Raw genomic sequence first — 13419 nt, forward strand, 5'->3', positions numbered from 1 at the left:
GATTAAATTAGATTCAGGAATGAAAGGGGCGCTGGGAATGTCATTAGTAGCAACAAAAATTCCTGAAATACAGATGCAGAACGTCGAGATGCGCTATAGGGCGGAAACCGCCGATGTGCTTGCGCTGCATCAGGTAAATCTTGATATTGCCAAAGGGGAGTTCGTCTCTCTGCTCGGTCCGTCCGGCTGCGGTAAAACCACGCTGCTGAGACTGATGGCAGATTTGATCACACCAACCGGCGGCAATATAACTGTAGCCGGTAAAAGTGCCCGGGAAGCCCGTTTGGCGCAAAAGTACGGCATTGTCTTCCAGAGTCCGGTGCTGTACGACTGGCGGAAGGTGAAGCACAACATCACGCTGCCCCTGGAGCTGATGGGCGTCAAGAAATCCATCCGTGAGGATAAAGCTCTGGAGCTGCTGGACCTTGTGGGTCTCCAGGGCTTTGCCGACAAATATCCGTGGCAGCTTAGCGGAGGAATGCAGCAGCGGGTAGCCATCGCCAGAGCGCTGTCGATGGAGCCGGAAATTCTGCTCATGGATGAACCGTTCTCTGCGCTGGATGAATTCACCCGCGAGCGTCTGAATGAGGAGCTGCTGGCTGTCTGGGGCAAGGTGCAGAGCACGATTGTTTTCGTCACCCACAGCATCCCTGAGTCGATTTTTCTGTCGGATAGAGTGTTCGTGCTGTCGCCGCATCCGGGAAGGCTGTCTGCGATTGTGGATATCCCGCTGCCGCGCCCGCGTACGGCGGAAATGAGAAACAGCCCGCAGTTCTTTGAATTGATTGCCCGAATTCGCGACAGCTTCGAAGGGGTGTAGGGATGAAGGGGAACCGTGCATTTATACGTGACCGCGCGCTGCCGCTTTTGGTGTGGATTTTCGGTCTGCTGGTAGTTTGGGAGGCGCTCTCCTGGCTGCTGCTGCATGTGGTCAAAACCCCGCTGGCCCAGTCGAAGCTGCCTTATGTGCATGAGGTGGCGGCAACGCTGTGGAAGTACAGCGGGACGCTGGTGACAGAGGGGGGAGCTACCTTCGGCAATGCCGGTGTCGGCTTTCTGATCGGTGCGGCGGCGGGGGTGCTGCTGGCGGTGCTGATGAGTCTGTCAAGGACGATAGAGCAGCTCGCCTTCCCCTACGCAGTCGCCTCACAGATGATCCCGATTCTGGGCCTTGCCCCGATCATCTATGGCATTGTGCGTGACGAGCAGGTGTCGCGGATCATTATCTCCGGGTATATCACCTTTTTCCCGGTGGCACTCAACATGCTGCGCGGGCTGCGCAGTGTGGAGCTGCCGGCGGTTGAGCTTATGCACTCCTATGCCGCGAAGCCTTGGGCCGTATACTGGAAGCTGCGCTTTCCGGCGTCACTGCCCGGCTTGTTCAGCGGACTCAAGATTGCAGCACCGCTCGCCGTCACCGGAGCGATTCTCGTGGAGCTTATGGGCGCACAGCACGGCATTGGCGTTATTATGCTGCGCAATCTCTATTACGGCCCTTCCCATACGTATATGTTCTGGTCCACGGTGCTTGTCGGCGCTCTCCTGGGGATTGCCAGCTATTGGCTGATGAGCCTGGTGGAACGTCTCGCAGCGCCCTGGCAGCCTGAATTTCGTCCGAAGGGAGGCGATCGCTGATGGAGAGCAACACTGTAAGGGATACTCCATTCCTGGCTTCCTCGGAAAAAGAAACAACAACCGCTGTTCACTCTTCGGATAACAACGTAATTTCAATGAAATCGGGCAAGCGGCGGGGCCCCCGGCGGCGGTTGAGCTGGCTGAAGCCCGGCGTGATTCTGCCCTTGCTGGCCGGTGTGCTGTTCCTGCTCCTCTGGGAGTTCCAAGTGTTCCACAAGCTGCTTGATCTGAAGAAATACCAGCTCCCGCTGCCCTCGGCGATAGGGGAGGCGATGCGGGATAATTTCAGTCTGCTGCTGTCCTATACCGGCTATACCCTGACGGAGGCTGTGGCGGGGATGCTGATCGGCTCGGCCTGCGGCTTCCTGATTGCCCTGGCGGCAACCGCCTGGCCCCGTTGGGGCGGGGGGAGCTTAACGCTGGTAGCCGCGCTGAACGCTGTGCCGATTGTGGCGCTCGCCCCGATCATGAATTTGTGGTTCGGCGACGGGATCGGCTCGCGTGCGGCAATCGTTACAGCGACCACCATGGCGGCGATGGCCATCAATGCCTATAAAGGCATGGTTGCCGTCGATCCGCTGGCACTGGATCTGATGCATTCGTATGCGGCCGGCAAGCCGGCGGTGTTCCGCTATCTGCGTATCCAGAACAGTCTGCCTTATGTATTCACTGCACTCAAGATCAATGCTACCGCCAGTATGATCGGGGCGATTGTCGGGGAATTCTTTTTCTCCTCGCGGGGGCTGGGTTACCTGCTCTCCAACTCCATCAAGGTAGCCAAAATGCCGCTGGGCTGGTCCTGCATCGTGCTTGCGGCGATTGCCGGAGTAATTTTCTACCTCGCCGTCGAATGGCTGGAGAGGATATTCATCAAGTGGCACTCCTCCCAGCGGTCCTGACACCTGATCCCGTTACATCCGGTTCTGCTCAGAAGGGGAACAGAGAACCCCTCCGCAGGCCGTATGCATAGAGCACCACAATGTAACCATGCTGATCTTTTTTTCGAAATGAAACTCAAATCGGGTAGGGGGAGTTGTATTGATGAACGCGGGAAAACGTAAATTTCGTGGCGGGCTGTTGTTGGCGGTAATGATCATGGCGGTCTCTTTACTCGCAGGCTGTGGAGGCAACAGCAATAATAATGCGGCTCCAACGGCTGAAAGCGCGGCAGGGAATGCGGCCTCCGCTTCGCCGGAAGCAGCGGCAACGAAGGAACCGGCTGGAGATCCGGTAACCGTCAAGCTGCAATTGAAATGGGTGCCGCAGGCGCAATTTGCCGGTTACTTCCTGGCGAAGGACAAGGGCTATTATGCTGATGAAGGGCTGAATGTAGAGATTCTGCCCGGCGGTCCGGACATCGTGCCGGAGCAGCAGGTTGCGGGCGGTTCAGCCGACATCGGCGTGGACTGGGTGGCGAGTCTGCTGACCAGCCAGGAGCAGGAGATGCCGCTGGTGCAAATCGCGCAAATCTTCCAGAAGAGCGGACTTGTGCTGGTATCGAAGAAAGCGGCGGGAATCAATGGGCCGGCCGATCTGAAGGGGAAGAAGGTCGGCAACTGGATGGGCGGCAATGAGTTTGAGATTCTGGCCCTCTTTGATAAATACAAATTAGATTCAAATAAGGACCTGAAATTCACGAAGCAGGGCTTTACGATGGACCAATTCCTCGGCGGCGAGATCGACGCGGCTTCAGCCATGACCTACAACGAATACCAGGTTGTGCTGGAATCGGGGATTAAGGCCGAGGACCTGAATGTAATCGACATGAATGATGAAGGTGTGGCGATGCTGGAAGACAACCTCTTCGCCAACAAGGAATGGCTTGCGGACAATAAGGAAACAGCGGCGAAGTTCGTCCGCGCCTCCCTGAAGGGCTGGAAAGACGCCATCGCCGATCCTGAAGCGGCTGTGGACAGCGTCATGAAGCTGGCGGAGGAAGGCAGCACCACCCGGGAGCATCAGCTAACGATGATGACCGAGGTTGCCAAGCTGATTCAGCCGGAGGGCTTCGACGCTTCCAAGCTGGGCTACACGGATGCTGCGGCATTCCAGCAGACGGCGGATATCGCCCTCAAGTTCGGGGTTATCAAGAAGGCCTCCAAAGTGGATGAGGCTTACACGAACGAAATCGTGGAGATGGCGGCCAAATAAAGGGTTTGCGCTTAATATTCCTCATAGATGGCCGCCGGAATGGGCGGTCATCTATTGTAATCGGCTGAACGAATGGAAGTAAAAGGGGCAGGAGTGGCGGAGGGGAAGTTTGGCACTGTAGGAGCGGTAGCGACCGCCTGAGAGCTTTCCGTAGGAAAGCTGCCTGCTATAATCAGTAACTCCAAAGATAGAAAGAGGTGCAGATGATGTCTCTGCTCGTAAGGCAAACAGAGAAAGTGAAGAACTTCGTAAACGGCGTTTGGGTGGAATCCTCCTCCGGGCGGCAGGAGGAGGTGTTCAACCCGGCAACGGGGGAGGTCATTGCCTATGTACCGATCTCCAGCCGGGAGGAGCTGGATGCTGCGGTGAAGGCTGCTGCTGAAGCGTATCTCTCCTGGCGCAAGGTTGCCGTTCCGCGCCGCGCCCGCTATTTCTTCCAGTACCAGCAGCTCCTGGTGCAGCACTGGAACGAGCTGGCGGAGCTGATCACGCTGGAGAACGGCAAGAGCCTGGAGGAGGCGCGGGGTGAAGTGCAGCGCGGAATTGAATGCGTGGAATTTGCCTCCGGCATTCCCACGCTGATGATGGGCAGCCAACTGCCGGACATTGCTACCGGTGTTGAATCGGGAATGTACCGGTACCCGCTCGGGGTGACCTGCGGCATCGCCCCGTTCAACTTCCCGATGATGGTGCCCTGCTGGATGTTCCCGCTGGCAATTGCCTGCGGCAATACCTTTGTGCTGAAGCCTTCCGAGCGCACGCCGCTGCTGATGAACCGGTTAGCCGAACTTTTTGCAGAGGCGGGCTTCCCGCCGGGGGTGCTGAATGTGGTGCATGGGTCGCATGAGGTGGTGAACGGCCTGCTGGAGCACGAAGAGGTCAAGGCGGTCTCCTTCGTCGGCTCCCAGCCCGTTGCAGAATATGTCTACAAGCACGGCACCTCCTTCGGCAAGCGGGTGCAGGCGCTCGCCGGAGCCAAGAATCATTCCATTGTCCTGCCGGATGCCGACCTCGACAATGCGGTGAAGAACATCATTTCCGCCGCCTTCGGCTCTGCGGGCGAGCGCTGCATGGCTTGCTCCGTTGTGGTGGTGCAGGAGTCCATCGCCGATGAACTGGTAAGCCGCCTGTGCGAAGCTGCCGATGGCCTGAAGATCGGGGAAGGCAGGGATGAAGGCGTATTTCTTGGTCCGGTGATCCGCCAGTCGAACAAAGACCGTACCGTTGCCTACATTGAGACCGGGCTGAAGGAGAAGGCGGAGCTGGTGCGGGACGGCCGGAAGGATGCTGCGGCTTCGGGGGCGGGTTATTTTCTCGGACCGACGATCTTTGATCATGTGCAGCCCGGCATGACGATCTGGCAGGAGGAAATCTTCGCGCCGCTGCTGGCGGTCGTCCGCGTCAAGGATTTGGCCGAAGCTATCGCTGTGACGAATCAATCCCCTTTTGCCAATGGGGCCTGCATTTATACGGACAGCGCCAGGGCGATCCGGGAGTTCCGGGAAGAGATTGATGCGGGGATGCTGGGAGTCAACCTGGGCGTGCCTGCACCGATGGCGTTTTTCCCGTTCTCCGGCTACAAGAAGTCCTTCTACGGAGATCTGCATGCCAATGGCCGCGACGGAGTCGAATTCTATACCCGCAAGAAAATGGTCACCGCACGTTATTAACGATAAATGGAAGGTCGAGAGGAGAGAGTGCCATGCAAAGCCTGGGGAAAGAAAGCGAGCTGGCTATCCGGAAAGATCAGCAGTATTTATGGCATAACATCACCCCTTACAGTGAAAAGAACCCGCCAATGATTGCCGCCTCGGCGAGCGGATCATGGGTGACGGATATGGATGGAAACCGGTTTTTGGACGGCATGTCCGGCCTGTGGTGCGTAAATGTCGGGTACGGGCGGAAGGAGCTGGCGGAAGCGGCTTATCATCAACTGCTTAACCTGCCGTATTTCCCGCTGACGCAGAGCCATGTGCCGGCGATTGCTCTGGCGGAGAAGCTGAATGAGTGGCTGGGCGATGAATATGTTATTTTTTTCTCCAACAGCGGTTCAGAGGCCAACGAAGCTGCCTTCAAAATAGCCCGCCAATACCAGCAGCAGACCGGCCAGCATTACCGGCACAAATTCATTGCCCGTTACCGCGGATACCACGGCAGCTCACTGGGCGCGCTCTCGGCTACCGGCCAGGCGCAGCGGAAATATAAATATGAGCCGCTTAGCGGCGGATTCCTGCATGTGGCCCCGCCGGACAGCTACCGCAGGCCTGCGGGGACGACGGTAGAGGAGTTCAATCTCCAGTGCGCCCAGGCGATTGAAGATACGATTGTCTGGGAAGGCGTGGAGACGGTAGCGGCGGTGATCATGGAGCCGGTCATTACCGGCGGCGGAGTTATTGTGCCGCATCAGGTCTATCTGGACCGGGTGCAGGAAATATGCCGCAAGCACGGTGTATTACTGATTATTGACGAGGTAATCTGCGGCTTTGGACGTTCCGGACGTAAATTCGGCCATCATAATTACGGCGTGAAGCCGGACATTGTCACTATGGCCAAGGGCTTGACCAGTGCCTATCTGCCGCTGTCAGCCACGGCGGTGCGCAAGGAGATTTACGAAGCCTTCAAGGACAACAGCGATGACTACGGGCATTTCCGCCATGTGAACACCTTCGGCGGCAATCCGGCAGCATGTGCGCTGGCTTTGCGCAATCTGGAGCTCATGGAGCAGGAGAATCTGGTAGAGCGGGCGGAACTTCTGGGCAAAAGATTGGCCGGTGAACTCGCCGTGCTGCTGGATCATAAGCTGGTCGGTGACATCCGCAGCTTCGGGCTGATCCTGGGCATAGAGCTGGTTACGGATAAGATCACCAAGCAGCCTGCCGATGTGGCTATCGTCAAGGGCATCATTGCCGAATGCAAGGCCAAGGGGCTGATTATCGGCAAGAACGGGGATACCGTAGCGGGCTACAATAATGTGCTCACTCTCGCTCCGCCGCTGTCTTCAGCCGACGAGGATATTCAGTTCATCGTGGATACGCTCAAAGCTGTGCTGAACGGGAGCTGGGCAGAGTGAACTTCTCCGGGTAGAGGAACTGATAGGCGCGCAGGGCCACCTGAATGGAGATGCGGTTCTCCGGCAGCATGAAGTCCTCGCCCAGCAGCTCGGTGATTTTATCCAGCCGGTAATAGAGTGATTGTCTGACGATGAACAGATTCCGGGCCGCGATCTGCTTCGAGCCGTCATGGTCAAGGTAGACGCGCAGCGTCAGCAGCAGCTCGCTCCCTCTGGCTTCATCATGATCAATCAGCGGCCCAAGGTAGCTGCGGATGAAGGTCTCCAGCGTCTTGCCGTCATTCAGGCTGAGCAGCAGTTGGAAGACGCCTAGCTCCTCATAGAACAGGATGGACTTCTGATAACAAGAGTATAGAGACAGCGCTTGTACGGCCTCCTGATAACCGGCATGGGCGGCCTTCAGTCCCCGGTGGGACTTGCTGACTCCCATAACGAGCTGGAGGTCCTTCAACTTCTCGTCGGAGCGGATATGCTGCAGGGCATCCAGCGCCTGCTGCAGCCGCAGCTTGCCGGGCAGCTTGGACTGGATGTCGAGGGCGATGACGGTCAGGCGGTTGTTCCGCAGCGTAATCAGCGGCCGCAGGGAATACTTCTCGAAGATGGAGCGCAGGATGAGCGACAGATGGAAGGTGATCGACTCCCATTCATTCTCGGAGCTGTTCCATTTCACATCACGGGGGTTTTCGATTTCGATCAGGCATACACGGTAAGGCAGCTCATTGACCACGTTGAAGTCGGGACCTGCCAGCCCCTTGAGCCGGTTATCGTCCTCGATGCGCCCGCCCACCAGCTCCTCCACCCACAGATTTTCCGAGAAAAGCTTGCGTTCCTCCATATAACGCGTACGCAGCAGCTCCTGCGCAATCGACAGCGAGGCGGAATCGAGCAGCAGGCAGTCGAACTCCTGGGGCTTGTGATTGCAGACCATGAGGATATAAGCCCAGGTCTGATCGAGCGCACCCACCGGCTTCACGGCGATCGTCTTGTGGCCGTATTCGCAGATATACGGCGCCGCGTCCGGCTGTGCGCCCTCCAGCTCATCCCGGGTGGCGCTGAAGAAGCTCAGCAGCGGGGTCTGCTCCTCCGGCGGCAGGGCCGGGAAGAACAGGGGTTTTCCCTGGAGCTGCATATATACAATCTGTGTACGGGTGCTTTTGCATAACAATTGCAGCACTTTAAGCGTTCCTTGAGAGGTCAGTGTCAGACGGTGGAATTCGCGGGAGATGCTCTCCAGCTCCTGAAGCATCCGGTGATGGCGGTTGATGATGAGGGAATGCAGGTCGAGCGTGATATCAACAAAGCGTACGGTTCGGGTGAAAATGATCAGCGGGAAGTCATGGCGGTCCGCGAGGTCAATCATCTCCTGCGGGATGCTGCTGAAATAGGAACCCAGCTCGATACATAGGCAAGCTGCGTTCTTATCAATCAGATTCTGCATAAAAGATAACGAAGAGGGCAGATCGACGCTTGCGCCCATCCCCGTGGTCAGAATCATCTCTTCTCCGTGGATCAGACGCTCAAAGCTTGCGCTCTCCAGCACGTGCACCCAGCGGACCGCCCGGTCCAGGCCGCTTTTTCCGCCGATGATTTCAGATTCCGCAAACAGCGGTCTTTTGAGCGCATCGCGAATGGTAAATACAAGTTCCCAATCCATAAGCTTCCCCCTCGCTCTTACGTATGGCCTGGCTGTAAAAAATACACTTTTGAAATTAGACAATGTGTCTAATGTAACGAAAAATGGAATTGGCTATAGTTTGAGTATAAACGTGTCAGTAAAGTTAACTTTAGTGGATAGAGAGTGGAAAGAATCTTCGATTTATTGTTCATTTTACTACAATAATCCTGATAAGTAAGTAAAATATTAAGGCAATACTCGAAACAATGTTATATTATATAACATAAAATGATGTTAGAACGGAAACTACCCCACACAGAAGGAGGGATACGGATGGAGCACACTTCTCCGTTACACACGTTCACGCCCGATATGTTTCAGCGCAATTTCTCCGAGGCCGAGCCCGGCCTAACCCGCAAAGGTGCAATCGAAGAATCCAACCGTTGCCTGTATTGTTACGATGCGCCCTGCATCAAGGCGTGCCCGACCAGCATCAATATTCCTTCTTTCATTAAACGCATTGCTACCGACAATCTGAGGGGTTCGGCAACGACCATCATGGATTCCAATCCAGTGGGCGCGAGCTGCGCGCGCGTCTGCCCTACAGAGGAGCTGTGCGAAGGGGCATGTGTGCTGAATGATGCCTCCGCACCGATCCAGATCGGGCTGCTGCAGCGTTATGCCACGGATTGGGCGATTAACAGTGGTGCACAGTTGTTTAAGCCGGGCGTGCCTAATGGCAAAAGGGTCGCTGTCATCGGCGGTGGCCCGGCCGGGCTGTCTGCAGCCCGAGAACTGGCGCGTGAGGGCTTCGGCGTGGTGATCTACGAGGCGAAGTCCCTTGCCGGTGGACTGGATACACACGGAATTGTCTCCTTCCGGCTGCCGCAGACGATCTCGCTGTGGGAAGTGGAGCAGGTCGAGAAGCTGGGTGTAGAAATCCGTACCGGAGTAAAGGTCGGTGTAGACGTTTCTGTGGAAGAGCTGAAGGCCGGTTATGATGCCATCGTGCTGGCGGCCGGAATGGGTTATGTTCCGCCGCTGGGCATTGAGGGGGAGAAGCTCTCCGGGGTATACGATGCCATCGAATTGGTCGAGACGACGAAGACGGGGATTCCTCTGCTTGAGCTGATGGGCCAGCGGGTCGCGGTTATTGGGGCAGGCAATACGGCGATTGATGCCGCTACCTGCTCGGTGCGGCTGGGAGCAGCCAATGTGAAGATGGTCTACCGCCGGACACTCGCTGAGATGACGGCCTATGACTTTGAATATGAATTCGCCAAGCAGGAAGGCGTGGAGTTCAGTTGGCTGACCCTGCCGAAGCGGATTATCGGGGACGAGCTGGGCAATGTTGCCGCCCTGGAATGTGTGCAAATGAAGCTGAGCGGGGAGACCGGCAAGGATGGCCGTCTCACGCCGGTGCCTGTGGAAGGCTCCGAGTTCCTCATGCCGGTGGATGCGGTAGTGGTAGCGATCGGACAGAAACGGCGGATTGATCTGATTGAAGCGCTGGGCCTGGAGCATGAATGGGGTGTGGTGAAGATTGATGAGAAGACCGGCCGGACGTCCGATCCGCAGATTTATGCCGCCGGAGATATCGTCTTTGGCTCCGGTAAAGGAGAAGCGATGGTAGTATCCGCAGCCCAGCAGGGCAAGGATGCCGCCTATGCCATAGTGAAGCAGTTGTCGGGCCTCCAGGATAGCAGGGTTGACCCTATCCTTCTATGAGCTGTGGAATTCAGACCGGCTGTGCTTGCCGGACTTACATGACAGGGAGGGAACATTAATGGCCGATTTGAGTATTGATCTTGCAGGAATCAAGTCACCCAATCCGTTCTGGCTGGCTTCGGCGCCGCCTACCAACACAGGCTACCAGGTGCAGCGGGCTTTTGAAGCGGGCTGGGGAGGCGCGGTGTGGAAGACGCTGGGCGATCCGATTATCAACACCTCCTCCCGGTTTGCCGCTGTGCATTTCAATGGGCAGCGGGTAGCAGGCTTCAACAATATCGAGCTGATCACCGACCGTCCGCTGGAGGTCAATCTGAAGGAAATCTATGAAACAAAGAAAAGATTCCCGAATCATGCGGTAGTCGCCTCCCTGATGGTGGAGCCGAAGCAGGAGAAGTGGCATGAAATTGTTAAGCGGGTCGAAGCTGTCGGCGTAGACGGATTGGAGCTTAACTTCGGCTGTCCGCACGGAATGGCCGAGCGCGGAATGGGCGCGGCCTCCGGGCAGCAGCCCGACCTGGTTGAAGCCCAGACCTACTGGGTCAAGGAAGTGGCGACCACGCCGGTCATTGTGAAGCTGACGCCGAACATTACTGATATCACGGTTGTTGCCCGCCACGCCGTCAAAGGCGGTGCGGATGCGATCAGCCTGATCAATACGATCAACAGCCTGGCCGGGGTAGATATTCATAGCTGGAATACCATTCCGAACGTGGGCGGCCAAGGGGCGCACGGCGGGTATTGCGGACCGGCTGTGAAGCCGATTGCCCTGAGCATGGTCGCTGAATGTGCGCGCGACCGCGGCGTAGGCGTGCCAATCTCCGGGATCGGCGGAATCTCCACCTGGCAGGATGTGGTTGAATTTATGCTGATGGGCTCCACCGGCATTCAAGTCTGCACGGCGGTTATGCACCACGGCTTCCGGATTGTCGAGGAGATGATCGACGGCCTGAACAACTATCTGGATGACAAGGGACTGGCTTCGGTCACGGAGCTGATCGGCAAGTCGGTAACCAAGTACTCCAATTGGGGCGATCTGGACCTGAATTATAAAGTGGTCGCACGGATCAACGAGGACAACTGCATCAACTGCAATAAATGCCACATTGCCTGTGAAGATGCATCGCATCAGTGTATTGACATGCTGACCAATGCTGAAGGCAAGGCGATATTGCAGGTTCGTGAGGAGGACTGTGTAGGCTGTAATCTGTGCTCTATTGTCTGTCCGGCGGACGGCGCGATTGACATGGTGGCTCTGGACACCGGAGCGGCGCCTCTGACCTGGAATCAGCGTCAAAAGGTAATCAGCGCGCTAAATGGCGCTAATTCGGAAGCGGAGGTGGTGTAGAGATGAAGAAAATCATCAAAAACGGCATTATCGTTACTGCAGCGGATACTTATCCGGGAGATGTTCTCCTGGAGGATGGCGTAATTACCGGAATCGGCCTCAATCTGGAAGCGCCTGGTGCGGAGATCATCGACGCTTCCGGCTGTTATGTGTTCCCGGGGGGAATTGATCCCCATACCCATCTCGATATGCCCTTTGGCGGGACTGTAACCGCTGATGATTTCGAGACCGGAACGATTGCCGCCGCTTATGGCGGGACAACCACGGTGATCGACTTCTGCCTCACCACCAAAGGCCAGCCGCTGCAGCAGGCGGTGGATACGTGGCATAATAAGTCGCAGGATAAAGCAGTGATCGACTACAGCTTCCACCTGATGGTCTCGGAGCTGAACGACAAGGTGCTTGAAGAACTGCCGCAGATTATTGAGCATGAGGGCATTACCTCACTCAAGGTATTTATGGCCTACAAGAACACGTTCCAGGCCGATGATGGTGTGCTCTACAAGACGCTGCAAGCCGCCAAAAGGGAAGGTGCACTCGTTATGGTGCATGCCGAGAACGGAGATGTAATCGAGTATCTGGTGGAGCAGGCGTTGGCCGCGGGCAACACTGATCCGATCTACCATGCACTGACCCGTCCTCCTGAGCTGGAAGGCGAGGCTACCGGCCGGGCCGCGTATCTGACGGAGCTGACTGATTCTCAGCTCTATGTGGTGCATGTGACCTGTGCGGAAGCCGCCTGGAAGATTGCGGAAGCCCGCCGGAAAGGGCTGCGTGTCTACGGCGAGACCTGCCCGCAGTATTTGGTGCTCGATCAGACGGCGCTGGAGAAGCCGGATTTCGAGGGTGCCAAATATGTCTGGTCCCCGCCGCTGCGGGAGCAGTGGAATCAGGATGTGCTATGGGATGCGCTGTGGAGCGGTAGCTTGCAGACCATTGGCTCGGACCAGTGCTCCTTCGACTTCAAGGGTCAGAAGGACCTTGGGCGGGGCGACTTCTCGAAGATCCCGAACGGCGGACCGACCATTGAAGACCGGTTCAGCCTGCTCTACTCCGAAGGTGTACAGAAGGGCCGGATTTCACTTAATAAATTTGTCGATATCATATCAACCTCCAGCGCGAAGCTGTTTGGTCTATTTCCGCAAAAGGGCACCATTGCTGTAGGGAGCGATGCAGATATCGTGATTTTTGACCCGTCTGTAGAGCGGGTCATTTCTGCAGAAGCTCACCACATGAACGTGGATTATAATGCCTTTGAGGGCTTTGAGATTACAGGTGAGCCGGTCTCTGTGCTCAGCCGGGGCGAATTTGTGATTCGTGACAAGCAGTTCGTCGGCAAGGCCGGGGCCGGCAAATATCTGCACCGCAAGCGGTTCGAGGCGGAAGCCCCGCGTCCGTCCAAAGCGGAAATCAGCGGAGGAGTGGTCTAAATGTCTGCATTCGCCGAGTTCGATAAGGAACGGCAGGAGATTGATGCCCTGCTGCGGCAGGACTATACGATTACCGGCATCCGGGAGGGCCTGGATGGGGCCAAAGTGAAGTTCATCAGCAGTGCCTCCGGCAGAGATCCGGTGGAGCTGCTGCTGCTGACCGCAGATGCCCGTAAGCATGTGACGACATTGCTGATTGCAGCAGCCTGCCCGCCGGCGCCGGTTGAAACACATTCGTAAGCTAATATAAGGTGCACAAGGCTGTAAGCTTCGGATTGCAGCCTTTATTGCTGTTTGGATTTTTTTTGTTATGGATAAGTGTGGATGATTGTGGATAAGTGTGGGCGAATTGTGGATGGGTTGTGCATAAATTGTGCATAAAGCTGAGGTTATATAACTTTGGGTTTAAATCGTCCGAAGGACGAAGGTGTGCTTTGGGGAA

General features: G+C 56.5%; 11 protein-coding genes. 10 read left to right on the top strand and 1 reads right to left on the bottom strand.

From position 1 onward, the window contains the following. Positions 1 to 37 precede the first annotated feature (37 nt). The 6 genes from B212_RS0129085 (at position 38) to B212_RS0129110 (ending at position 6856) form a co-directional block, all read left to right on the top strand. Positions 38 to 820, top strand: coding sequence for an ABC transporter ATP-binding protein (locus B212_RS0129085; RefSeq protein WP_019914869.1), 783 nt, complete (start codon positions 38 to 40; stop codon positions 818 to 820). 2 nt (positions 821 to 822) lie between these two features. Next, on the top strand, positions 823 to 1635 hold the full coding sequence (locus tag B212_RS0129090) for an ABC transporter permease (RefSeq protein WP_019914870.1): 813 nt from the start codon (positions 823 to 825) through the stop codon (positions 1633 to 1635). Beyond that, positions 1635 to 2534: an ABC transporter permease gene (locus B212_RS0129095; RefSeq protein WP_019914871.1), complete on the top strand. Its 900-nt coding sequence runs from the start codon at positions 1635 to 1637 to the stop codon at positions 2532 to 2534. The genes B212_RS0129090 and B212_RS0129095 overlap by 1 nt, the downstream gene beginning before the upstream one ends. Positions 2535 to 2676: 142 nt before the next feature. Further along, the gene (locus B212_RS0129100) at positions 2677 to 3786 is read left to right on the top strand and encodes an ABC transporter substrate-binding protein (protein ID WP_019914872.1); all 1110 of its coding nucleotides are present in this window, start codon (positions 2677 to 2679) and stop codon (positions 3784 to 3786) included. Positions 3787 to 3992: 206 nt separating this feature from the next. Continuing rightward, positions 3993 to 5456: a CoA-acylating methylmalonate-semialdehyde dehydrogenase gene (locus B212_RS0129105; RefSeq protein ID WP_019914873.1), complete on the top strand. Its 1464-nt coding sequence runs from the start codon at positions 3993 to 3995 to the stop codon at positions 5454 to 5456. 32 nt (positions 5457 to 5488) lie between these two features. Continuing rightward, positions 5489 to 6856, top strand: a complete 1368-nt coding sequence (locus B212_RS0129110) for an aspartate aminotransferase family protein (protein ID WP_019914874.1) — start codon at positions 5489 to 5491, stop codon at positions 6854 to 6856. Here B212_RS0129110 and B212_RS0129115 read toward each other — a convergent pair. Then, positions 6822 to 8510, bottom strand: coding sequence for a PucR family transcriptional regulator (locus B212_RS0129115; protein ID WP_019914876.1), 1689 nt, complete (start codon positions 8508 to 8510; stop codon positions 6822 to 6824). The two genes, B212_RS0129110 and B212_RS0129115, sit on opposite strands and share 35 nt — an antisense overlap. 294 nt (positions 8511 to 8804) lie before the next feature. Here B212_RS0129115 and B212_RS0129120 point away from each other — a divergent pair, with 294 nt between their 5' ends. From B212_RS0129120 to B212_RS32735, 4 genes are read left to right on the top strand one after another with little or no spacing between them, the layout of a single operon-like run. Continuing rightward, on the top strand, positions 8805 to 10199 hold the full coding sequence (locus B212_RS0129120; RefSeq protein ID WP_019914877.1) for an NAD(P)-dependent oxidoreductase: 1395 nt from the start codon (positions 8805 to 8807) through the stop codon (positions 10197 to 10199). Between the two features lie 58 nt (positions 10200 to 10257). After that, positions 10258 to 11547, top strand: a complete 1290-nt coding sequence (gene preA, locus B212_RS0129125) for an NAD-dependent dihydropyrimidine dehydrogenase subunit PreA (RefSeq protein ID WP_019914878.1) — start codon at positions 10258 to 10260, stop codon at positions 11545 to 11547. Between the two features lie 2 nt (positions 11548 to 11549). Continuing rightward, entirely contained in the window at positions 11550 to 12977 is a 1428-nt protein-coding gene (gene hydA, locus B212_RS0129130; protein WP_019914879.1) for a dihydropyrimidinase, read from the top strand. Next, complete coding sequence (locus B212_RS32735; protein ID WP_019914881.1) at positions 12978 to 13217, top strand: hypothetical protein; 240 nt, start codon at positions 12978 to 12980, stop codon at positions 13215 to 13217. The last annotated feature ends 202 nt before the right edge of the window (positions 13218 to 13419 follow it).

Origin of the sequence: Paenibacillus sp. HW567 (assembly GCF_000374185.1) — a bacterium.
In the GTDB taxonomy this organism is placed as follows: domain Bacteria; phylum Bacillota; class Bacilli; order Paenibacillales; family Paenibacillaceae; genus Paenibacillus_AQ.

Excerpts from the sequence above, each read along its gene's own strand:
- B212_RS0129085 (WP_019914869.1), top strand. The coding sequence starts at position 38 with ATGTCATTAGTAGCAACAAAAATTCCTGAAATACAGATGCAGAACGTC.
- B212_RS0129090 (WP_019914870.1), top strand. The coding sequence starts at position 823 with ATGAAGGGGAACCGTGCATTTATACGTGACCGCGCGCTGCCGCTTTTG.
- B212_RS0129095 (WP_019914871.1), top strand. The coding sequence starts at position 1,635 with ATGGAGAGCAACACTGTAAGGGATACTCCATTCCTGGCTTCCTCGGAA.
- B212_RS0129100 (WP_019914872.1), top strand. The coding sequence starts at position 2,677 with ATGAACGCGGGAAAACGTAAATTTCGTGGCGGGCTGTTGTTGGCGGTA.
- B212_RS0129105 (WP_019914873.1), top strand. The coding sequence starts at position 3,993 with ATGTCTCTGCTCGTAAGGCAAACAGAGAAAGTGAAGAACTTCGTAAAC.
- B212_RS0129110 (WP_019914874.1), top strand. The coding sequence starts at position 5,489 with ATGCAAAGCCTGGGGAAAGAAAGCGAGCTGGCTATCCGGAAAGATCAG.
- B212_RS0129115 (WP_019914876.1), bottom strand. The coding sequence starts at position 8,510 with ATGGATTGGGAACTTGTATTTACCATTCGCGATGCGCTCAAAAGACCG.
- B212_RS0129120 (WP_019914877.1), top strand. The coding sequence starts at position 8,805 with ATGGAGCACACTTCTCCGTTACACACGTTCACGCCCGATATGTTTCAG.
- preA (WP_019914878.1), top strand. The coding sequence starts at position 10,258 with ATGGCCGATTTGAGTATTGATCTTGCAGGAATCAAGTCACCCAATCCG.
- hydA (WP_019914879.1), top strand. The coding sequence starts at position 11,550 with ATGAAGAAAATCATCAAAAACGGCATTATCGTTACTGCAGCGGATACT.
- B212_RS32735 (WP_019914881.1), top strand. The coding sequence starts at position 12,978 with ATGTCTGCATTCGCCGAGTTCGATAAGGAACGGCAGGAGATTGATGCC.